Source organism: Rhodanobacter sp. L36, from assembly GCF_009765755.1.
GTDB lineage: Bacteria > Pseudomonadota > Gammaproteobacteria > Xanthomonadales > Rhodanobacteraceae > Rhodanobacter.
Genome location: NZ_LMUV01000003.1, coordinates 38,661 through 59,881, shown reverse-complemented (window position 1 = coordinate 59,881; position 21,221 = coordinate 38,661). Strand labels below are relative to the sequence as shown.

Below are 21,221 nucleotides of genomic sequence, written 5' to 3'. Positions count from 1 at the left end.
ATCGCTTCACTGATCCGAAGAACCTTCACCGATCTGCTGACTGATCCACCACGTCGTACCACCGGCATCGCGGACTCCGCCGCGCTTGTCCGGATCACCCTTCCTGATCGGTTCCTGCACCGATGTCGCGCCGACTTCCAGCGCACTCCTGTACGTCGCATCCACATCGGCAACATAGATGTGCACATGCGCCGGCACCGCCGGCCAGCCTTCCATCGCATCGGCCAGCATCAGCACCGTGTCATCAATGCGGACCTCGCCGTGCTGAAGCGTGCCGTCGTCGCGAAAAAACATCCGGCACCGTTCCGCAGCGAACACCGACTCCAGGAATTCGATCGTCGCCACTGCGCCGTTGACCAGCAGGTATGGCGAAACGGCATTGTAATTTTCCGGCCTGAAAGTCATGACTGGTACCTCATGGAAGTCAACACGGGAATCAGCGAACGGTACACCTGTCGGCAGCGATGACGTCCCTGACCGAGGGCAATGACAATCGTTGCCCCAGCGCGTGATATGCCGATGCCGGCATTGGTCCCATGAGCTGGTCCTGCGGATTGATTGCATCGAAGCCCGCCCTGGTCACAACGTAAAAGTCGACGATGGACGGATGAGAAGCCGGTCTTGCTTGACGACCACAAATTGGTCATTGGCACCCGCGGCGAAAACGCATGGTCCGACAATGCTGATTGAGCCGCCGGAATCATCCTGGTACGTAAGCTGGCTGCTTTCAACGACATCTATCCAGCCGATTTCGAACCGACCGGAATGCCAGCTGCAATCAGAATCAAAGAGGCACGAACACAGCATCGCGGCAACCGTCACAAGGATGACGAGCCGCATGACATGGCTCATCGACAAGCTACCGTTCGGCATCAGATGAATCGTTTTCGCGTTCCCTATCGACCCACTGCGCCCGCCACGCCGGAGCATCGAAAGCATCGGCGAAATACTGCGTCTCGTGCGCCACTTTTTCGCCCATGAATTCCATGATGCTCACCGTGTGGACGCGTTTGCCTTCGTAGCTGATCACATACTCGGTAACCCACAGATTGCCGCTACCCGCGATACGCCGAATGTCGAATCCCGACGGCTTGCCAGGATGATGACTGCGCAACGCCTGCAAATTATGCCGACCACGGATCACCTCACCCGACTGCGGATATTCGCAAACCGCATCGTCGTGATAGATCGCATGCTCCGCGTCCTGATCACCCGACGCGGATGCAGCCCAGTGCCGATCGATGGCGTTCCGAATGTGTTGCTCGTCCACCGTCCTCTCCCTTCGAATAGCGCGCCGCGCTGATTCCGATACTGCATTGCCATGTGATGCTTCTGAAGTGAGCCCGTGCGGATTTGACGCTTGAATGAAGCGGGAAAAACGGCTCGCCTTGTACAATTGTCAGGCGCCAGCGTAGCCGAAGGCTCGAAGCCCCAAACGACAACCGAAATGATGTTTCGCGAATACGGAAGTATCGACGCAATGCCAGTCGTTGACCTTGCCGATGTCCTCCAAGCACTGGTTGGCGACACGCGGCGTCGGGCCCAGCCAGCCGATCGTTGACGAGTGAACTGGATAGGCGACGCAAGTCCAATTACGGCGCTACCAGAACTTCCACCACGAACGCTCGGGCGTAGAAGGCTTCGCTATCTGGTTACCCGCCGGCTTTCGCCTTGACTCAAGCTCGGCGAGCTCCAGCGCGATGGCCGCTTGCAACTCCGCTGATTCTTGATACTCAGGGGAGTTCGCTGCGGCGGCGAGGCCTCTTATCGCGAGTTCGAGGTCTTGGTCGAAGGTGTCAATCGGCCAGACGTAGACCCTGCCTAGCATTAGAAAGATGGCGGCGGCCGCGCGAACTGTGCCGGCAGATTCTGCCGGGTCAGCCTTCATGCCCTTTAGCCATTCGCGGTGGAAGTGCGTTGCTTCCATGAATTCGCCGTACCAATCCGCGGCTTCGTCGTTGTCCCACGGCGCAAACGCCCACATTCCCATCTTGTGACTCCCAAGATTCGCTCGTATTGCCTAACGCTCGAGTTGAGCGGCGGCGTAGCCTTCCACCTCGAACGAGTGGTTAGACCGCATTAGCGCATGACTCCCCATGACTCACACACACCGCCGAAAAGCTGCATTGCTGAGCTTGCGCGGCGCTGAACTGATGTGACGCCCTCGTACGTGACTGGGCCAACAATTTGAAACTGTACGTAGCCGATGTCGCTCTGGTCTGGCGGAAACACGGCAAGCTCACCGTACATGAATCGTAGTAACTCCAATGCAGGACCGGACGGCGGCCAACTCTCGAAGTCAACGTTGTAGTCAACCGACCAAGTCTTGGCGAACTCGAATTCGATGGCAGCAAGTCGGCGAAAGACATCACCGTCTGCATCGTCAGGCCAATTTGCGTCGAATTCTGTCATGCAGTCCAACGCTAGAGTTAAGCGGCGCCGGAGACGTCCGCCTTGAACGAGTGGTTAGATGCTGCCTCTGTCGCTACAGAAACCACCATACAAACCAGCGAATGAAGAGGCCGCTCCACCATGCACCGCAAGCAAGGATTGCTGCCAAAAAATACCACAGCGGCGCGGGACCACCTTTGTAACTGGGTGCCGCAGCATGAAAGAGCCAAGCATAAGAGACTACGAGCAAGATCACGAGCGCAGCGCCGACTAGCCATTGCCAACGCTTGACGACGAAAGGGGGCTTACTTTGGAGCGGCGCGCCGAACCGCATCCGGCGTGTGATCCGAGCCAGGGCGAGGCCTGCAAATATCGCGAAGATGCCAGCGCTCCTGATAACGAAATTGTCCTGACCGTAAAACATGCAGAAGGCCGCAAAAACCAGCAATAACGCCTGAAGCACGAATAACACTGCGACCTTGAGCTTTTTGGATGCGCCCATAATGACCGATGCTCCGTGCAGCAAAACGTCTAACGCTTGAATTAAGCGGCGGCGGGGCCGTCCGCTTGAATGACTTGTTAAGTATCACTTAGCTGAGTGCGCCACCGTTTAAGAAAATAGTAGAAGCTGAAGCCGATGAAAACTAGTAGCGATATTAGGAACAAATGGTCTTGCACAACTACCTTTGGAGGCTCGGAATTTACCTGCGTAACTTGCACGATCTCTGGTGCTTGAAGCGCAGACGGGACAAGTAAATAGGATCGCCGCGCATACGTTGTGTTGCCGCTGAATGAATCCTTGCCACCCATGACTAACGAAATTTGATGAGGATACTTACTCTGCAACGCTGCGTTGAAGTCGGGCTTTGGAAAGAACGAATAAATGATTGATGGAACTGACAACAAGAACGCCCAGATCACCAAATGGACCAGCACATCTTTCCACGGAGTCATAGGAGGAATCTGAAACTTCATGTGAGGCCTAACGCTGGAGTTAATCGGCGGCGAAGCCGTCCGCCTTGAACGAGTAATTAGGTTCTACAGCTTGCTAACAGCGACGACCTGTTGAATGGCAAGCAAGCTGAAGAACCCCATGTGTCCGTAGCCTACCCAATAGGTGCCGCCGGGATATGTACGTTTCTTGCCTGAGAAAAACCTGCCAATCAGTGTTGCGCGCGCGTGACTGTAGCCAGTTTTGACGAGAGTTTGCTTTTGGAACTCCTGAAACTTTGCGTCTTGCACCAGAGTTGTAACGATATCGTCAACTGTGAGGGCCTCCTTTCGCGCGAGATCAACCGGAGCACCACAACAATATATGACCTGAGAACCAGTCTTACCACCTAATTCGAGCCAAACATGTGCACTTTTTATATTGCATCCGTTCGAAAGCGTGAAACTTTCGAAGCCGCGCGTTACGTTGCCGGACACTTCAATAAGCCTATCGTCGTACGCGCCAGGATTTTGCAAGATATCGCAGAGCGATACTTTTAGAGGCACGCTAAACTCAACTGGGTGGGTGCACCCTGAGATGAGTGCAAAGTGCCAGAGTAGAAGCGCGAAAAGCAAACTTTTAATTTTCCAATTCATGCAAAGCCTCAATGCAGGCCTAACGCTGGAGCTAAGCGGCGGCACAGCCATCCGCGTTGAACGACTGGTTAGGCGCGTGCCGATAGCCAAGTGCCGGCGACATAGCCCACCCCGACAAGGAGACCTACCAGAGCAGCGCCAACGCCGCGAGACAACTGCCACTGAGTTTTGGCGCCTACGCCCAAGGCTGTGCCAACTGCGGTACCGACACCGAGCCATAGTTGAAACCGCGCTAGTCCGAGCCAGTACGAGATAAGCATGGCTACAAGAACGCCGATGAGGGCACTGGCGAATGCCGCGCCAGAGGAAACTAGAAACCGCATGATGACCTCCCTGCGCCTAACGCTGGAGTTAAGCGGCGGCGTAGCCGTTCGCTTTGAACGACTGGTTAGGTGCCCAACGCGGAACGCTTACGGCGCAGAACCAGCACAACACGTGCGAGCAACATTACAGCAAATGCGATAGCAGCCACTTGGACAATCGCTGGATGACCGGTCGGCGAGTTGGGCTGGAATGCGAGCCAAAGCATGCCGAACGCAAGAACGAACGTGGCAAGAACAAGCAAGGACTTGGCGACGCGAGTAGAAAAGGGAAATGCCAGCAGTGGCGCTGCTGCCAGTAAGAACCCAACACCAGCAATATAGCCTGCGACTGGATCGGTTTTGACCGCGCCTGATGCCGCCATGAGGAGCCAAACCACTCCGAGCAAGGCGATGCACGTGCCTACAAGGAAGGTGACGACCTTTGTCAAAGTGCGGAGTTTCACCTTGGGCACCTAACGCTGGAGTTAAGCGGCGGCGAAGCCGTCCGCCTTGAACGAGATGTTAGATGCCAGCCGATTCACTTTGGATGCATCTCAATGCCGACAGCGTCATAGCGTGCATACGCATTCAAGCCATCCCAGTCCTTTGGCATGGTAGAGCGGACGCCGCTAGCGTTGAGCAGGTCATGCTCGGCCTTTGTTACCAAAGCTACAACAAAGTACTTTCTGAGTAGATCGTCTATCGCATGCTCTGTTAGAGGATGTAGCGCCATTAGTCGGTTAACGATCTCCATTTGAGGAACTACATGCTCTACAACGCAGTCCGCAAGTGCAAGGCCTGTTGCGGCTGCCGAGCGGGGTATGCGTTTCTTCTGCGATTGACCGTGAAGCCCCAAAGTCTTGTTTTGCCAATACTGGTGCAAGGCAGTCTTGAGGTTGCGACAACATTCGTTCCTGGTAAAACCGAACTCTTCAGCTGCGCGCTGCTGCTCGACTGCGAAGGCTATGAATGACGCTGGTGATTTCACCTATGCCCCCATGGCATCTAACGCTGGAGTTAAGCGGCGGCGAAGCCGTCCGCCTTGAACGAAATGTTAGGTGCCACTACGAGCTGCCGGTATTTGAAAGAATGGCTGGACGCGGTTGACCCAAGTTTGGATTTGCGACATTTCACTTTGCGAAAGCGCACCCTCTTTGTATGAGATTGCTATCTGGCCGTTGTGCAACTCTAACCACAGCGTTGTCCCGCTGGAATCCCTTAATGCGAAGGGTAGCCCTGCTTTTAGAACCTTGTAGTCGTTCTCGGCGGGTAAAAGGCTCGCCCGCATACAGACCACCGCACCAACATTGGCCGGCAGCCCAACAGGCAGAGAAAACGCATCAGTGCTAGTGAGGCTTAGCACATGAAGCGTAGGAACCTCGATCATCTTTGGCGGTGAGCCCGCAACTACGCTGCAAATCTCAGTGGGCGGTGTGCCCGACGCAGCGAACGCCGAGAGCGAAAGGCTCGCTGTGAGTATGGCCGCAATTAAGCGCACGAAATTTCCCCTGACACCTAACGCTGGAGTTGAGCGGCGGCGTAGCCGTCCGCCTCGAACGAGTGGTTAGGCATGAGCCTCAGTCCTTCAGCCCGCCTAGCTTTTTTGAGACTACATATACCTCGACACCGCCCATTGAACACTCCTGATGAGAAGCATCATTGACTGTGATGACTTCGATGACGTTGCCTGACTTTTGAGTGAAGGTAACATCATGCACTTGCCGATAGAGGTCTTTGCCGATCTTTTCGGATGCGATACGGACCGTTTTGGTTTTTGAAAAATCAGTGGTGTCGTTGTGAATTAGTCCCGCATTTTTCAGATGCACGAAAGCCATGCTCGTGGCCCAGTTGCCCGTGCCGTCGCACTGAGGGTTGCCGGCAATGGCCCCAAATGGCAGCGCAACCAATAGCATGAAGCCAGCAATGGATTTCATGACACTTCCCTATGATGCCTAACGCTGGAGTTAAGCGGCGCCGGAGGCGTCCGCCTTGAACGAGTTGTTAGGCACTACACCACACTCCAGTCGAAGGAACTACGAAAATCCTGAAAGCAGCCATTGCAGACCCAGTGGCTCCCGTCGATCGTTGTGTAGCCCTCCTGGATTGCGCCAGGAATATCCGAGCTAGCAAACTTTGCCCAACAGAACGCACAGTGATCATGGTCCGATCCCGATGCTGGCTGAGACCAAGGTTGGCGCACGAGTGACACGCCGCTTAAGTACGAGTGCTGGTTTGTAATGCGCGAATCCATGCTTGCTGCCTAACGCTTGAATTAAGCGGCACCGAAGGTGTCCGCTTGGATGAGTGGTTAGGGCTCACCCCGCAGCCCTGAGCCGATGAATGCATTACGAAGATTGCTGTCCGGAACGAAAAAATAGAATACGGCCAATTGCGCCAAGGACAAGAACCACCCCGACTATGACCATGCTGACAAGTACTGCAAGGTAGGGCCACCAAGGTGCATCAGAACTGTGTCCAGTTGTGGCCCAGAAGTAAACGCAAGTTACGACGGCAGCGACAGCGGAAATGCACCAGACAGTGCAGTTGAAACTGGAAAGCCCAGCGAGATTAGATGTACGAGGTCGCAACTTGGTGAAAAGCAACAACGCGAGAAGAAGAAAGGGCAACACCAGAGCAAGTGCGATGATCATGCGATGTGAGACCTAACGCTGGAGTTAAGCCGCGCCGCGAAGCGGCGTCGGCTTGGACGAATTGTTAGGCCTCACCTTTGCACATGTAGTCGCAGCTGCGCTAGTACGCCGGGATCGACCGAGCCGAACGCGGCGAGCTGCTGGGCAGTGAGTGTGTAATTGCCTGCGGGCAGCTGCTTATAAAGCGGTTCGTCTGCGCTGGGGTTAAGAAGAACCCAGATATTTCCTCGCACGTTTGACTGTGGAATGCCTGCAACACGATAGTCCCCGACCTGAAGCACAACTGGCGCGCCAAGAACTTGCGCTCGTTGCTCGTACTCCACGCCCTGAAGCGCAGCCCAGTCGGATTTATTGCCCAGCGACTCTGGGCCGTAGCAGCCGGACATCGCGAGCACGGTGATGTAAGACAGCAAAACCCAATGACGCTTCATGTGAGGTCTAACGCTGGAGTTAAGCGGCGGCGAAGCCGTCCGCCTTGAACGATTAGTTAGGTGGCTGCCACATACGTACAACAAAGCCTGCCAAAGTTACGATGAGCAGCGGAAGCATCAACCAGTGAAGCTGAAGATTTTGAAATGGCGTTATGAAAACAACTGTTCCGTGGCAGTTGTAGTCGACGGTATTTTTGGTTGCCTCGTTTATCGTGCGAGGCGAGTAGCAAAGGGTGCTGAGCAAGTAACACCATGCCGCGACAATGCCGACACCCATAACATTGATGATTGCAAGCAAAGCGACACGTACTTTTTTCATGGTGCGTCTCGAAACCTAACGCTAAGTAGACCCCGTACACGGGGTGTTGCGCGGCATCGTGCGGTACTCCCGACATGGCGTCAACCGACATTCCTACGGGCAATCAACGGCTTCTCCGGTTTTGCGTGAAGTGTGTTCGCGGCACAGTTCGCTGCATATGGACGAATGAGTGGGTGTAATGAATTACAGGGACGGAAACGGGGGTGTAACGGACGCCGGTCAGGAGCAGCGACCGCGGCTGCTTGATGAGGTGCGGCGCCGCCTGCGGTTGAAACATTACAGCTTGCGCACGGAACAGGCCTACGTTGGCTGGATCCGAAGGTTCATTCTGCACAACGACAAACGTCACCCGCGGGACATGGGTGCGGTTGAGGTGGAACGTTTTCTGTCCGACCTGGCGGTGCGTGGCCGGGTGGCGGCAGGAACACAGAACCAGGCACTGTCGTCGCTTTTGTTTCTGTACCGCGAAGTGCTGGCGATCGATCTGCCATGGATGGAGAAGATGGTGCGGGCCAAGCGGCCGCAACGGTTGCCGTCGGTGCTGTCGCAGACAGAGGTCCAGCGTCTGCTGGCAGCAATGGATGGTCGACCATGGCTGATCGCCAGCCTGCTTTATGGCACCGGCATGCGCTTGATGGAATGCCTGCGCTTGCGGATCAAGGACATCGACTTTTCGCATCACGAGATTTGCGTGCGTGATGGCAAGGGCGGCAAGGATCGGCGCACCATGCTGCCGCGATCGCTGACCGATGCACTGCAACGGGAAATAGAGCGAGCTCGCACGATGCACGCGTCCGAGCTGGCGGCCGGCTTCGGCGCCACGCGATTGCCCGGCGCACTGGCACGCAAGTATCCGCGGGCCGCGCAGGAGTTCGCGTGGCAATTCGTGTTTCCATCCGTGCAGCGCGCCATCGATCCGCTCGACGGAGCGACCCGCCGCCATCATTTCGACGACGCAATTCTCGCCCGTGCCATGAAATCGGCACGCCAGCGCGCGAATATCGACAAACCACTGAGTGCCCACACGCTGCGACATTCATTCGCCACGCATTTGATCGAAGCGGGCTACGACATCCGTACCGTGCAGGAACTGCTTGGCCACAAGAACGTGGCCACCACCCAGATCTATACCCACGTTCTCAACCGCGGCGGCCATGGTGTTCTCAGTCCGTTGGATCGCGTCTAGACGTCCATTCCATTTTCAGTGGAACCATCAGTGGAACTGGTCGCTGGCTGGCACCCATGAGGTCGACGAGGACGATGCCGGTCGGGTCGAACGGATGGTAGGCACAGTGCTGCCTTCGCATCCGGGCGGCAGTGGCCCGCCGGTGATGCGGGCGGCGGCGCACTCAGGACCGTTGTCGAACTTGACCATTGGTGTGGGCGGCAGCGCGGTGCTTGTTGCCGGTGCGGGTGGCGCCAGCGGTTTGGCTGGGGCGAGGCGCATGCGCTCGTAGACTTTGGCGGCGACGGGCGCGGGTGGCGGGTCGGGGTTGTGGCAGCCGAACAGAGCCATCGGCATCAGCGGTGTGATCGCACATTCGACGCGCAAGCCGCGTGGCAGATGGATGGTGTGCTTGACGGTGGTTTTTTCCACGGCGTGTCGCATCGCGGTGTCAATGGAACTCTCGCCTTCGGGCGTCCAGTCGCGATCAAAGCGCGTCGCCTTGTAGCCGATGTTGGGCGTGCCGTGCGCCATGATGTTGGTGTCGCCGGTGGGTTTGAGTTGCACGTAGTCGCCGACCGCGCCCTTCTTTTCGCCCTCGTCCGCGCCGGTCTGGTTGCCGCCGGTTTGTCCGACGCCGTGGCCTTTCTCGTTGGCGTCTTTATTGACGCCCTTGCCCTGGCTGGATGGCGGGCCCTGCGCGTGCTTGCCTGGGCTTTCGGTGTCTGCCACCACGCCGTTGAGTTCGCCAGGCGTGGCGGTGTCGCTGCCGAATGGAATGGCGTTGGGCGCGGTGCTGACATCGTGGCCGCTGTCGGCATCGGCGGGCTGGCTTGCATTCTTGTTTTCGGCGGCCTTCTTTTCGGCAGACGTCGCCGCCGTCTGCGCCGATGGCGATGCGTTCGGCTGCATCGCCGGCGAGGGCTGCGCGCTCGCCGTGGTCTCGGCGGGTGTGCTGAGTTGCGGTCGCGCGATGGACGGCTGGACGGCCGGCGTCGGTGACTTGTCGACCACATCGATCTTCACCGATGGCGCGTGGGTTTCGATCTGCGGCTTGCTGTTCGGCGCCAGCGGAATCGCTTCGAGTTGTGCTTCCTGCACGTCGACTGCGGGCGCTTCAACCTGCGTGGAGACGCGCGGCACGGTCGGCGCAGGTGGAGTCAGCTGCGCTTGCAGGTTGATGGTCGGCGCTGCCTGCGCAGGCAGCGGCACGGCTTCCATGTCGGGCACCGGTGGCGCGGCAGACACCTGCGGACGGGCGAGCGCGATGCTTGCTGGCGCGGGGGTCTTTGGCACTTCAGCGTTCAACGCGATGCTCGGCGCAGCGATCGGCGGTGGCGATTGCGGCGGCACATCCGGCATGGCCAACGATGCAGGCGGCGGCATCGGCTGATTGCCTTCGAGTTGCGGGCGACGCACCGATTCAGGCTGGAATTTCGGCGGCACCGGCGCCTGCACGGTCGGTGTCGGCAAGGTCACCATGGGCGGTTCGCCGGCCAGCGGTATCGGTTGCAACTGCGGCACGGGTGCGGGATGCGGAATGCTCACTGGCGGCTTCGGCGCGGCGGGTCGTTTCGATGATGGCGCTTTCGGCTTTGCCACTTGGGCCACCAGTGGCTGCGCCGAAGCGACCGACGGTTGCGCGGCTTCGGGCGACTCGACGTTTGCCGAATGCTCGGCGGTCGCCACTGCACGTGCGGCGTGCCCGCGATGACGCGGACCGATCTGCTTCGGCGGCGTGCCGCGCACCGGCGGTGGTGGCGGCGGCTCGGGCGTTTCGATCAGGCGTACCTGCACGGGTTCCAGTTTGGAATCGGGCGGCGGCGTGAGGTCGTACGCGGGGCCGAACACGAAGATGATCAGGAACGCCACATGCAGCAAAAACGCGCCAACCATCGCGAAAATACGCAGTGCACGATCGCGCGGTCGTTGACGCGTGCGGTGATACACCCGCGCACGTGTCGCCGCGGCCAGCGGCGAATCCAGCAACACCCGCGCAGGGTTCCTGGCGGTTCGCTCGGTCTCAGGTCGATCCGTGGGCGGCAAAGGCATGCGAAGAAGTGTAACGGGCGCCACCGGCGTTCCGCATGAAGCTGCGCACAGCGCGGAGCGCGTGCATGGCGCGCGTCAGACGATGGCGCGCGTAACGCCAGAAAGTTTCAGCGATGGCCCTGCACATCCGGGGCACGTTCGCGTGCTTCTTCGTCGATCGCACGGTTCGGCGTGTCGACCGGGCAACCCCAGGCAAGCGGTTGACCGTCGCGATACAGGCCGATGCATGTCTCGATGTCCGGTGGCGTGGGTGGATGCGGCGGCGGCGCCAGCGACTTGGCCGGCGCCATGCTGAGGCGTTCGTCGCCGTCTTTCGCCGAAGGTGGCGATGGCGCTTCACCGCCGCATCCGCCGAACAGCAGAAACACCGCGCAATGCACACGCACGCCGCCGGGCAGACGCACGGTTTTTTTCACCGTGGCTTTGTCGACCACTTTCTGCAGCGCCTGATCAACCGCATTGCCCCTGACCCAACTTCCATCGAAACGCGTCTCCTGATACTTGATCGGGTTGTCGTGATTCATCACCGCGGTGTCGCCTTGCGGCATGCGCTGCACGTAACCCGGCGTCGGCGCGTCCGGTTGTTCGGTGGTGGCGGATGGCAGCAGCGGTTGACCGTTCCTGTCGAACAGCACCGCCGTGGGTGCGGGTTTCGGTGTCGGCGACTGTATGACCATCGCATCTTTCGCAGGCGTCTCGACCTTTCGCGGCGGCGGTGGAACACGCGCGACAACGACATGCTTCGGTGGCAACGAAGGCGACGGCGGTTGCGGCGGCGTCTGCGGTATCGGTGCGGAAGGTGTCGGCGTGAACGAGATGAAGCGAACCTGCAGCGCTTCTTCCACCGGTGCATGTGATGTGCCGGCGATCAGCGGTGGACGCATCTCGCGCCAGATCACCACGATGAACACCGCGTGCAGCAGCACGGCCACGATCAAACCCAGCCACACCTGTCGACGATCGCGCGGCGACTTGCGCCAGTGCATCTGTCGCAGCAACGCGCGCGTCGACGCGTCGAGCGGCGTCAGCCCGTGTTCCTTCGGCGCGAGGTCCGACGGTGTCCAGCGATGATGTTCGACCTGCGGCGGCTGAACGATGACGAGGCCTCTTGTGTAGATGGGGGAATCGGGGAACGGCGGGTTGTCGCTGGGGAGTTGGTTGCGGCTCTCGTATCGTTTGCTGTGAAAGATCTGCAGGATGCCGCATCGTGCTTGAATCCTGTGCGACTGCAAATCACGTTGTGTCGGCGCTCCCAGCAGACCGCTGCGGCACGGTCGCGGTTCCCCGCAGTGCAGCTTGACCATGTCGGTGGTTGGCTCAAGGCTAGGCGGGCGGCATCTCGCCGCTTCCGCCATGACCGCCCTCCCCTCGCATGCGAAGGACGACCATGACGGCCCGCCATCGTCAGCCGTCAACGCGCGGCCTCCTGCGGCACACGCTTTCATACGCCGCTCATGCCACGAGGCCGTGCTCCCAGAGGGAGGGTCGCATCGTGTCGCATTCCATGGAATCCATCCGCAACATCGCTTTCACCGGTCACGCCGGCGTCGGTAAAACCACCTTGTTCGAAGCACTGCTGGTTGCCGGCGGCGCGATCCAGACGGCCGGCACGGTCGAGCGCGGCAACACCGTGTCCGATACCGACGGCCAGGAGAAATCGCGCTCGCATTCCATCGACAGCTGCGTGGCGCACATCGATCGCGACGGCTGCCACGTCAATCTCATCGACACTGCAGGCTATGCGGATTTCCGCGGGCCGACATTGTCCGCGCTCGCGGCGGTCGAAACCGTCGCGGCGGTGGTCAACGCGATCAACGGCATCGAGCACGGCACGCGACGCATGATGATGCACGCGAAGCAGCGCGGTCTCGCACGCGTGCTGGTGATCAACAAGATCGATTTCGATGGCGCGAATCTCGCAGCACTGGTCGACTCATTGCGCGAGGAATTCGGCAGCGAATGCCTGCCGGTGAATTTGCCGAGTGGTCGCGGCAGGCGCGTGCTGGATTGCTTCTTCCACAGCGAAGGCGCGACTGATTTCTCCTCGCTCGCCGAAGCGCACCAGCGTATCCTCGATCAAGTCGTCGAGATCAACGAGACGACAATGGGCGCGTATCTCGACGCCGGCGAAAGCGCGCTGACGCCACAGCAATTGCACGACGCGTTCGAGCAATGCCTGCGCGAAGGTCACCTCGTCCCCATCTGTTTCGTCAGCGCGCGCACCGGCGCAGGCGTGCAGGAACTGCTTGATGTGGTGTCGCGGTTGCTGCCGAATCCGGCCGAAGGCAATCCACCGCCGTTCGTACGCAGCGACGGCACGACGCTGTTGATCAATGCCGATCCGGACAGCCACGTGATCGCCGATGTGTTCAAGATCGTCAACGATCCGTTCGTCGGCAAACTGGCGGTGTTCCGCATCTGGCAGGGCACCATCCGCCGCGACAGCCAGCTACTGATCGACGATGGCCGCAAGCCGTTCAAGGTAGGCCATCTGTTTCGTCTGCAGGGCAAGACGCATCGGGAGATCGAATCGGCGGTGGCCGGCGACATTGTCGCGGTGGCGAAGGTGGAAGACATCCATTTCGATGCGGTGCTGCACGACTCGCACGACGAAGACCGCATCACGCTCGCGCCGCTTTCGTATCCCTCGCCGATGTACGGACTCGCGCTGGAATCCGCGCACCGCGGCAATGAGCAGAAACTTTCCAACGCGCTGACGCGGCTCGCCGAAGAGGATCCGTGCTTTCGCGTCGAGCATCACAAGGAGCTCAACGAAACAGTGGCGCGTGGCCTGTCCGATCTGCATCTGAAGATCATGCTGGAGCGCATGCGCGACCGTTACGGCGTGGACGTGACCACGCACCCGCCGCGCATCGCCTATCGCGAAACCATCGGCGCACCAGCCGAAGGTCATCACCGGCACAAGAAGCAGAGCGGCGGCGCCGGCCAGTTCGGCGAAGTATTCCTGCGCGTGGAACCGCTCGATCGCGGCGCGGGTTTCGAGTTCGTCGATGCGGTGAAAGGCGGCGTCATTCCCGGCCAGTTCCTGCCAGCGATCGAGAAAGGCGTGCGCCAGGCGATGGAGCACGGCGCGATTGCCGGGTTTCCGCTGCAGGATCTGCGCGTGACTGTTTACGACGGCAAGCATCACGCCGTGGATTCGAAAGAGGTCGCCTTCGTCAGTGCCGGCAGGAAAGCATTTCTCGATGCGGTCGCCAAGGCGAAGCCACTCGTGCTCGAGCCGATCGTCAATATGGAAGTGGCGATCCCCGAGCACAACGTCGGCGACGTCACCGGCGGACTTGCCGGCAAGCGCGCGCGCATTCTCGGCACCGACGCGCAACGCGGCGGCGAGCTGGTGATCAAGGCGCAGGCGCCGCTCGCCGAACTCATCGACTACCCCACCGAGCTCAAATCGATGACCGGCGGCCGCGGCCGCTACAGCCTCGACCTCAGTCACTACGAACCAGTGCCGCCGGGCGTGCAGAAGCAATTGAGCGAAGCGTGGAAGCCGCACGCGGAAGAAGATTGAAACGTCGCGCACGCTACCATCGGCGAAAACGCACGCTCGGGAACGGTGATGACGGAAAGCTTCGATGTGCTGGTGGTTGGCGGCGGCATCAACGGCGCGGGCATCGCGCGCGATGCGGTGGGGCGAGGATTGTCGGTCTGTCTGTGCGAACGCGACGACCTCGCTGCGCATACGTCGAGTGCGAGTACCAAGCTGATCCATGGTGGGTTGCGTTACCTGGAGCAGTTCGAGTTCGCGCTGGTTGGCAAGGCGCTGGCCGAACGCGAGGTGCTACTGAAGGCCGCGCCGCACATCATCTGGCCGCTGCGCTTCGTGTTGCCGCATCAATCGTATCTGCGCCCTGCATGGATGATCCGCATCGGTCTTTTCCTCTACGACCATCTCGGTCGCGGCCATCGCAGCCTGCCCGGCTCGCGCCGCGTGTCGTTGCGCAAGCATGTCGCCGGCCCGCCTTTGCGCGACGAATTCCACACCGGCTTCGTGTATTCCGATGCGTGGGTGCAGGATGCGAGGCTGGTTGTGTTGAACGCGATGGATGCTGCGCATCGGGGTGCCAAAATCCTCGTCCATACGACCTGCGTGAGCGCCGTGCGTGGCGCCGACGGCTGGACGGCGCAACTCATTTCCGACGATGGCGTTTCTCGCACGATCCGCGCGAAAGCGCTGGTGAATGCGACGGGCCCATGGGCAGTGCCGTTTCTCGATGACGTCGCCAAGGTAGGCCACGACCACGCGCTGCGTCTCATCAAGGGCAGCCACATCGTGGTGCCGAAATTGTTCGAGCATCACTACGCTTACATTTTCCAGGAACCGGATCGGCGCATCGTGTTCGCCATTCCGTACGAACGCGATTTCACCTTGATCGGCACCACCGACGGCGAGTACAGCGGCGACCCCTCGGCACCGCATATCGACGATGCGGAAACGCGTTACCTGTGCGATGCGGTGAACCGGTATTTCAAGCGATCCGTCACGCCAGCCGATGTGATCTGGAATTACAGCGGCGTGCGTCCGCTGGTCGACGATCATGAAGGCAACGCATCGGAAGTGACGCGCGACTATCTGCTGGAGCTGGACACCCACGGCGCGCCGCTGCTCAACGTGTTCGGCGGCAAGCTCACCACGTTCCGCATCCTTGCCGAGGAAGCCGTGGATCGACTCGCCACGCAACTACCCACACATGGCAAAGCGTGGACCGCCAACGGTCATCCATTGCCTGGCGGCGAGCGCGCGGATATCGAAGACATGCAGCGCGAATTCCAGAATGAATTCCCCTGGCTGCCGCCGATGCTTGCCTGGCGACTCGTGCATGCCTACGGCACGCGCGGCCGTGCGGTGCTTGGCGATGCGACATCGATGCCGGAGCTCGGCATGCACTTCGGCGCTGATCTCTATGCAGTGGAAGTGGACTATCTGCGCGCGCACGAATGGGCGCGCGATGTCGAGGACATTCTCTGGCGGCGCAGCAAGCTCGGTCTGCATGTCGGTGACGACGATGTCGCACGGCTGAAAAATTACCTCGCAGAATCGCGACTGGATCGCGATGCTGCGACGCAGGTGCCGGCGTGAACGGCAAGCAATACATCCTCGCCATCGATCAGGGCACGACCAGTTCGCGCGCAATGTTGTTCGATCATGAGGGCCGCGTCGCCGGCATGGCGCAACGCGAGTTCGCGCAGATTTTTCCGCAACCGGGATGGGTGGAACACAACCCGCGCGAGATCATGACCAGCGTTCTCACCACGATCACCGAGGCGATGCACAACGCGCAGATTGACGCCTCCGCGATCGCCGGCATCGGCATCACCAACCAGCGCGAAACCACCGTGGTGTGGGACAGGGTCACAGGCCAGCCGATCCACGACGCCATCGTGTGGCAGTCACGACAGACGCGCGACATCTGCGATCAACTGCAAGCCGCCGGACACGAGCCGATGGTGCGCGCGAAAACCGGCTTGCTGATCGATGCCTATTTTTCAGGCACCAAGGTGAAGTGGATACTCGACCACGTCGAGGGCGCGCGCGAACATGCGCGCAACGGCGGGCTGTTGTTCGGCACCATCGACAGCTGGCTGATCTGGAATCTCACCGGTGGCAAAGTGCACGTCACCGATGTCACCAATGCCTCGCGCACGCTGATGTACGACATCCACGCGCAATGCTGGGACGATGAACTGCTCGCCATGCTCGATGTGCCCAAGGCGATGCTGCCGCTAGTGAAGTCGTGCAGCGAAATCTACGGCCACACCGCGCCGCAGTTTTTCTTCGGCCGCGAGGTGCCGATCGCCGGCGTCGCTGGAGATCAACAAGCCGCATTGTTCGGCCAGGCCTGCTTCGAGCCCGGCATGGTGAAGAACACCTACGGCACCGGCTGTTTCATGCTGATGAACACCGGCGCGAAGGCTGTCGCATCGAACAACGGCCTGCTTACCACCATCGCGTGGAGCATCGGCGGCAAGGTCGAGTATGCGCTGGAAGGTTCCATCTTTGTCGCGGGTTCCGTCGTGCAGTGGTTGCGCGACGGACTGCACATGCTCGATCAGGCGAGCGACTCGCAAGCCAGCGCATTACGCGTCGAAGAAAGCGGCGGCGTGTACATCGTGCCGGCCTTCGTCGGCCTCGGTGCGCCGTACTGGCGCAGCGACGTGCGCGGCGCGATGTTCGGGCTCAGTCGCGGAACGACCCGCGAGCACCTCGTTCGCGCCGCGCTCGAATCCATCGCCTACCAGACGCGCGACGTGCTTGAAGCGATGCAGTCCGACGCCGGTATCGAACTGAAGGAATTGCGCGCGGATGGCGGCGCGATTGCCAACGATTTTCTGGCGCAGTTCCAGAGCGATCTGCTCGGCGTTCCGTTGTTGCGTCCGCGCGTGGCGGAAACCACGGCGCTCGGCGCGGCGTTTCTTGCGGGACTCGCTGTCGGGTTCTGGTCCAGCCGCGAGGAGATCGCCGCGCAATGGGCACTCGATCGACGCTTCGAACCATCGATGCCGCGCCATCGCAGCGAAGCGCTTTACGACGGATGGAAGCGCGCGGTGCAGGCAACGATGGGATTCAAGGCGTGAGCCGATAGTCCATCGCCGCGCCGATCGCCTGCTTCACGCCGCGCGCTTGTTCAGGGCTTGGGTTGCAGCAACGTACCGGTGCACTTGGGCGAACCGCACAGGCACTTCCACAGTTTCTTGAGCCGCGCGGTGTGTGCGACTTCGAGCACGATGCCGTAGTTGTAGGTGAGTTCCTCACCGGCCTTGATGCTGCGGATCGACTCGATCTTGACCTTGTCGCGACGTGGATTGCCGTTGGCACTTTCCTCGATCACCGCGCGACAATTCGGCGCGCAACTGTGATTGATCCAGCGCGCGCTGTTGCCTTTGACGTTGGCGTCGACGATGTAGTCGTCGTTGAGCGTGAACAAAAACGTGTGGCCGGTTTCGCCGCCATCTCCGTAGAGCTCGTCGGTCTCGTCATGGGTACGCAACGTGCCCTTGTACTCGATGATTTCCTCACCCTTGGCGATCGGTGCGGTGGCGAATACGCCGTTGCCGTGAATCGGCGAGCGGCGGGCAACAAAACGTCGAGACATGCGGCAAATCCTGATGGGTGAACGGAGATGATGCCTGTTTGTGGATGACCGCGAAACCTTGCCGTGCCACGCACAATGATGATCACGGCATGCGGGATCACATACAACGTCGCAGAATGGTCCGTGCGGGGTCGCGCAATGATCGTGAATTTCCGGTCGCTTCTATTCGGGTTTCGATACCACGCGATGTCATCGAGATGAGAGCAAGAGTCGCCGAACTCCTCGCGCAACAGCGGCACTACCAACCCTTGTCCCAAACGCGGTTAGAATCGGCGTTCAAACGATCGTTTGGAGAGCCGACATGCGTCTGTTGCGCTGGATTCCCGCCGCCCTGCTGGCCCTAGGCCTGATTGCTTGCGGACCACCGAAGAAAAGCGTGTTTCCGCCCACCGTGAGCATTCAGCAGTTGAAGGTGCTGCCCGGCGGCCAGTGGCGGCTGACGTTGCGCATCCAGAACAACAGCTACGGCGAGATGGACTTCCGTTCGCTCGACGGCCAGTTGCAGGTCGAGTCGCTGTTGCCGGTGCGGTTGCACGCGAATTTCGTGCGCGACATTCCCACGCTCGCCGGCGACGTGCTCGACGTCGATGTGCTGCCGACCCGTGACATGACGCAGGCGCTCAAGTCGATCGCCGGCAAAGGCAGCGCCGGCTCCGTCGGTTATCACGTGGCCGGCAGCACCAGCGCCAAGCCCGAGCAGGAAAAAGCCCGGCGCGATTTCGATTTCAGCGGCGACGACCGGCTCTCGCCAGTGCCTGGCATTCCCGACACCTATCGCTGACGCATCTTTCATCCAAGGAACAGACATGACCGCATACAAGGCTCCGCTCGACGATCTGCGCTTCGCCCTGTTTGATGTGCTGGGCGCCGAGAAAACACTGATGTCGTTGCAAGGTGGCGACGCGCATTCGCGCGACCTGCTCGATGCGGTGCTCGAGGAAGCGGGCCGTCTCAGCGAACAGTTGCTCGCGCCGACCAACGGCCCTGCGGACGAGGAAGGTTGCCACTACGACAAGGCTACCCAGACGGTGACCACGCCGAAAGGTTTCAAGCAGGCGTTCAAGCAATTCGCCGAAGGTGGCTGGACCGGCCTGACCAATCCCGAAAAATACGGCGGACAGGCGCTGCCCGGCGTACTCGGCACCGCGACCACCGAAATTTTCCAGTCGGGCAATCTTGCCTGGAGCCTCTACCCGCTGCTGTCCGAAGGCGCCACGCACGCGATGGAAATGCACGGCGAGGAATGGCAGCGCGAGCGCTACATGAAGCCGATCATCGAAGGCCGCTGGACCGGCACCATGTGCCTCACCGAACCGCAGGCCGGCTCCGATCTCGGCCTGTTGAAAACGCGCGCCGAACCATCGGGCGACGAGGCGTACAAAATCAGCGGCACCAAGATTTTCATCAGCGCGGGCGAGCACGACCTCACCGAAAACATCGTGCACCTGGTGCTGGCGCGTTTGCCGGATGCACCTGCGGGCAGTCGCGGCATCTCGATGTTCATCGTGCCGAAATTCAAGGTCAACGAAGACGGTTCGCTCGGCGAACGCAACACCGTCACCGCCGGCGCGATCGAACACAAGATGGGCATCCACGCGTGCTCCACCTGCGTGATCAACCTCGATGGCGCCGAGGGTTATCTGATCGGCCAGCCGAACAAAGGCCTGATGGCAATGTTCACCATGATGAATGCCGCGCGGCTTTCCGTTGGCGTACAAGGGCTGGCGCTGGCCGAACGCGCGCTGCAGAACAGCCTCAACTACGCACGCGAGCGTCTGCAGTCGCGCTCTTTGTCCGGCGCGAAATTCCCGGACAAGCCCGCCGACAACCTGCTCGTACAACCGGACGTGCGGCGCATGCTGCTGACCCAGCGCGCTTTCGTCGAAGGTTCGCGCGCGCTGGTTCTCTACACGGCGTTGCAGACGGACATCGAATCGCGCGCCAGCGATGAAGCCACGCGCAAGAAAGCCGGCGAGCTGGTCGCGTTCCTCATTCCGATCGCCAAAGGCGTCGTCACCGAGCTGGCGCAGGAATGCACCAAGGAAGCGCTGCAGATTTACGGCGGTCATGGCTACATCGCCGAGAACGGCATGGAACAGTTCGTACGCGATGCCCGCATCATCACGCTGTACGAAGGCACCACCGGCATCCAGGCCGCCGACTTGCTGGGTCGCAAGATTCTGCAGTTGCAAGGTGTTGGCCTGAAGCATTTCCTCGAGGAGATCAGCGCGTTCTGCCAGCAGCATGTGCATGACGAATCGCTGCGCGCATTCGTTGGTCCGCTCGCCGTCTACACCAAAGCATGGGGCGACACGACGATGGCGCTTGCGCAACGCGCACAGGCAAACCCGGAAGAACTCGGCGCGGCCGCGGTGGATTACCTTTACTACTCCGGCTACGTCGCACTTGCGTATCTATGGGCGCGCAGTGTCGTTGCCGCCGAGGCCGGCATGCAGTCCACTGCGTTCAAGCAGGCGAAGCGCGACACCGCCACGTTCTACTTCGCGCGCATCCTGCCGCGTTGCCTCACACATCAGGCGGCGATCGAAGCGGGCATCGACACGCTGCCGATGATCGTCTGACGACGTTCGATCTTCACGCAATAAAAAGCCCGGGCAAACCCGGGCTTTTCTTTTTGATTCGTTACATGGCTCAGTGAATGCCGGCGTCCTGATCCGATGGCGCGACGCTCAGGTACTGGCGGATCAGCGCTTCGTGGATGACCGCGGCGCCCATCAGTTCGCGCGCGAGTGCATCCTGCGCTTCGGCAACGCTGCTCTTGTTCGATTTCATGACGGGTGCCTGCTGTGAGGGTGGTGGTGTACGCACGATGCGCAATTCATTGAGCTCGCCCTTGATCGTGTCGAGGTCGAGGAGATGACTGATGTCGTAGGCGTGGTCGCTCATGCTTAGGTCAATGCAATTGCCTTGCCAACGATGCACTCGCAGCGATGCGTCCCCGGCCATTCGCGGCGCGAACCGCGACGTGATGCGGTTTGTGCGAACGGCCGCCCAGCGACCTTCACACGGGCGGCGCGACTCAGCGAGCGTCGGCCGGACCTTTCGCGTCATCGATTGACGCGGAAGCGGCAGGTTTCTCGACCACCGTGGCGCGGATTTCCACCGCGTGTGCATTCGGCCGGATCGGCTTGCCGCGCGCGTCCGCCAGACCGCGCGTGAGCTCGGCGCCCATCAGCACGATGATCGA

22 protein-coding genes are annotated in these 21,221 nt (G+C 60.3%); 6 read left to right on the top strand and 16 right to left on the bottom strand.

The annotated features are described in order from the left end of the window. Positions 1-6 precede the first annotated feature (6 nt). The 12 genes from GSQ73_RS05395 to GSQ73_RS05340 all read right to left on the bottom strand — a co-directional run bounded on the left by GSQ73_RS05395 (position 7) and on the right by GSQ73_RS05340 (position 7,681). On the bottom strand, positions 7-405 hold the full coding sequence (locus tag GSQ73_RS05395) for a VOC family protein (protein ID WP_158881845.1): 399 nt from the start codon (positions 403-405) through the stop codon (positions 7-9). 174 nt (positions 406-579) lie between these two features. Then, positions 580-873, bottom strand: coding sequence for a hypothetical protein (locus GSQ73_RS05390; RefSeq protein WP_158881843.1), 294 nt, complete (start codon positions 871-873; stop codon positions 580-582). After that, positions 860-1,270 carry a nuclear transport factor 2 family protein gene (locus GSQ73_RS05385; RefSeq protein ID WP_158881841.1) on the bottom strand — a complete coding sequence of 137 codons (411 nt, stop codon included), beginning with the start codon at positions 1,268-1,270 and terminating at the stop codon, positions 860-862. The genes GSQ73_RS05390 and GSQ73_RS05385 overlap by 14 nt, the downstream gene beginning before the upstream one ends. Before the next feature lie 330 nt (positions 1,271-1,600). After that, positions 1,601-1,990: a hypothetical protein gene (locus GSQ73_RS05380; RefSeq protein WP_158881839.1), complete on the bottom strand. Its 390-nt coding sequence runs from the start codon at positions 1,988-1,990 to the stop codon at positions 1,601-1,603. Positions 1,991-2,079: 89 nt separating this feature from the next. Further along, positions 2,080-2,412 carry a ribonuclease E inhibitor RraB gene (locus GSQ73_RS05375; RefSeq protein ID WP_158881837.1) on the bottom strand — a complete coding sequence of 111 codons (333 nt, stop codon included), beginning with the start codon at positions 2,410-2,412 and terminating at the stop codon, positions 2,080-2,082. Positions 2,413-2,485: 73 nt separating this feature from the next. Continuing rightward, positions 2,486-2,893, bottom strand: a complete 408-nt coding sequence (locus GSQ73_RS05370; RefSeq protein WP_158881835.1) for a hypothetical protein — start codon at positions 2,891-2,893, stop codon at positions 2,486-2,488. A 536-nt stretch (positions 2,894-3,429) separates the two neighbouring features. Beyond that, complete coding sequence (locus GSQ73_RS05365; RefSeq protein WP_158881833.1) at positions 3,430-3,978, bottom strand: hypothetical protein; 549 nt, start codon at positions 3,976-3,978, stop codon at positions 3,430-3,432. 388 nt (positions 3,979-4,366) lie between these two features. After that, complete coding sequence (locus tag GSQ73_RS05360; protein WP_158881831.1) at positions 4,367-4,744, bottom strand: hypothetical protein; 378 nt, start codon at positions 4,742-4,744, stop codon at positions 4,367-4,369. Positions 4,745-4,818: 74 nt separating this feature from the next. Further along, positions 4,819-5,268, bottom strand: coding sequence for a hypothetical protein (locus GSQ73_RS05355; protein ID WP_158881829.1), 450 nt, complete (start codon positions 5,266-5,268; stop codon positions 4,819-4,821). A gap of 589 nt (positions 5,269-5,857) precedes the next feature. Continuing rightward, positions 5,858-6,214, bottom strand: coding sequence for a hypothetical protein (locus GSQ73_RS05350; RefSeq protein WP_158881827.1), 357 nt, complete (start codon positions 6,212-6,214; stop codon positions 5,858-5,860). Between the two features lie 788 nt (positions 6,215-7,002). Further along, a complete protein-coding gene (locus GSQ73_RS05345) occupies positions 7,003-7,362 on the bottom strand; it encodes a hypothetical protein (RefSeq protein WP_158881825.1) in 360 nt (119 codons plus the stop codon). 52 nt (positions 7,363-7,414) lie between these two features. Next, the gene (locus GSQ73_RS05340; RefSeq protein WP_158881823.1) at positions 7,415-7,681 is read right to left on the bottom strand and encodes a hypothetical protein; all 267 of its coding nucleotides are present in this window, start codon (positions 7,679-7,681) and stop codon (positions 7,415-7,417) included. A gap of 178 nt (positions 7,682-7,859) precedes the next feature. Between GSQ73_RS05340 and GSQ73_RS05335 the strand changes: the two genes are divergently transcribed. Next, positions 7,860-8,867: an integron integrase gene (locus tag GSQ73_RS05335; RefSeq protein WP_158881821.1), complete on the top strand. Its 1,008-nt coding sequence runs from the start codon at positions 7,860-7,862 to the stop codon at positions 8,865-8,867. 27 nt (positions 8,868-8,894) lie between these two features. On the opposite strand, the gene GSQ73_RS05330 is transcribed toward GSQ73_RS05335, so the two are convergent. Beyond that, a complete protein-coding gene (locus tag GSQ73_RS05330) occupies positions 8,895-10,838 on the bottom strand; it encodes a hypothetical protein (RefSeq protein WP_254063293.1) in 1,944 nt (647 codons plus the stop codon). Positions 10,839-11,005: 167 nt separating this feature from the next. Beyond that, positions 11,006-12,202, bottom strand: coding sequence for a hypothetical protein (locus GSQ73_RS05325; protein WP_254063292.1), 1,197 nt, complete (start codon positions 12,200-12,202; stop codon positions 11,006-11,008). A 188-nt stretch (positions 12,203-12,390) separates the two neighbouring features. Here GSQ73_RS05325 and fusA point away from each other — a divergent pair, with 188 nt between their 5' ends. From fusA to glpK, 3 genes are read left to right on the top strand one after another with little or no spacing between them, the layout of a single operon-like run. Further along, positions 12,391-14,430 (top strand): elongation factor G, encoded by a 2,040-nt coding sequence (gene fusA / locus GSQ73_RS05320; RefSeq protein ID WP_158881819.1) that lies wholly within the window; start codon positions 12,391-12,393, stop codon positions 14,428-14,430. A gap of 48 nt (positions 14,431-14,478) precedes the next feature. Beyond that, on the top strand, positions 14,479-15,999 hold the full coding sequence (gene glpD / locus GSQ73_RS05315; RefSeq protein WP_158881817.1) for a glycerol-3-phosphate dehydrogenase: 1,521 nt from the start codon (positions 14,479-14,481) through the stop codon (positions 15,997-15,999). Then, a complete protein-coding gene (gene glpK / locus GSQ73_RS05310) occupies positions 15,996-17,495 on the top strand; it encodes a glycerol kinase GlpK (RefSeq protein ID WP_158881815.1) in 1,500 nt (499 codons plus the stop codon). Before glpD ends, glpK begins: the two co-directional genes overlap by 4 nt. Before the next feature lie 50 nt (positions 17,496-17,545). Here the strand turns inward: glpK and GSQ73_RS05305 are convergent, their stop codons facing one another. Beyond that, positions 17,546-18,013, bottom strand: coding sequence for an SET domain-containing protein-lysine N-methyltransferase (locus GSQ73_RS05305; protein WP_158881813.1), 468 nt, complete (start codon positions 18,011-18,013; stop codon positions 17,546-17,548). A gap of 301 nt (positions 18,014-18,314) precedes the next feature. Between GSQ73_RS05305 and GSQ73_RS05300 the strand changes: the two genes are divergently transcribed. Beyond that, entirely contained in the window at positions 18,315-18,794 is a 480-nt protein-coding gene (locus tag GSQ73_RS05300) for a hypothetical protein (protein WP_158881811.1), read from the top strand. A 25-nt stretch (positions 18,795-18,819) separates the two neighbouring features. Beyond that, on the top strand, positions 18,820-20,595 hold the full coding sequence (locus GSQ73_RS05295; protein ID WP_158881809.1) for an acyl-CoA dehydrogenase C-terminal domain-containing protein: 1,776 nt from the start codon (positions 18,820-18,822) through the stop codon (positions 20,593-20,595). Between the two features lie 70 nt (positions 20,596-20,665). On the opposite strand, the gene GSQ73_RS05290 is transcribed toward GSQ73_RS05295, so the two are convergent. Beyond that, on the bottom strand, positions 20,666-20,920 hold the full coding sequence (locus GSQ73_RS05290; protein ID WP_158881807.1) for a hypothetical protein: 255 nt from the start codon (positions 20,918-20,920) through the stop codon (positions 20,666-20,668). Positions 20,921-21,221: the final 301 nt, after the last annotated feature.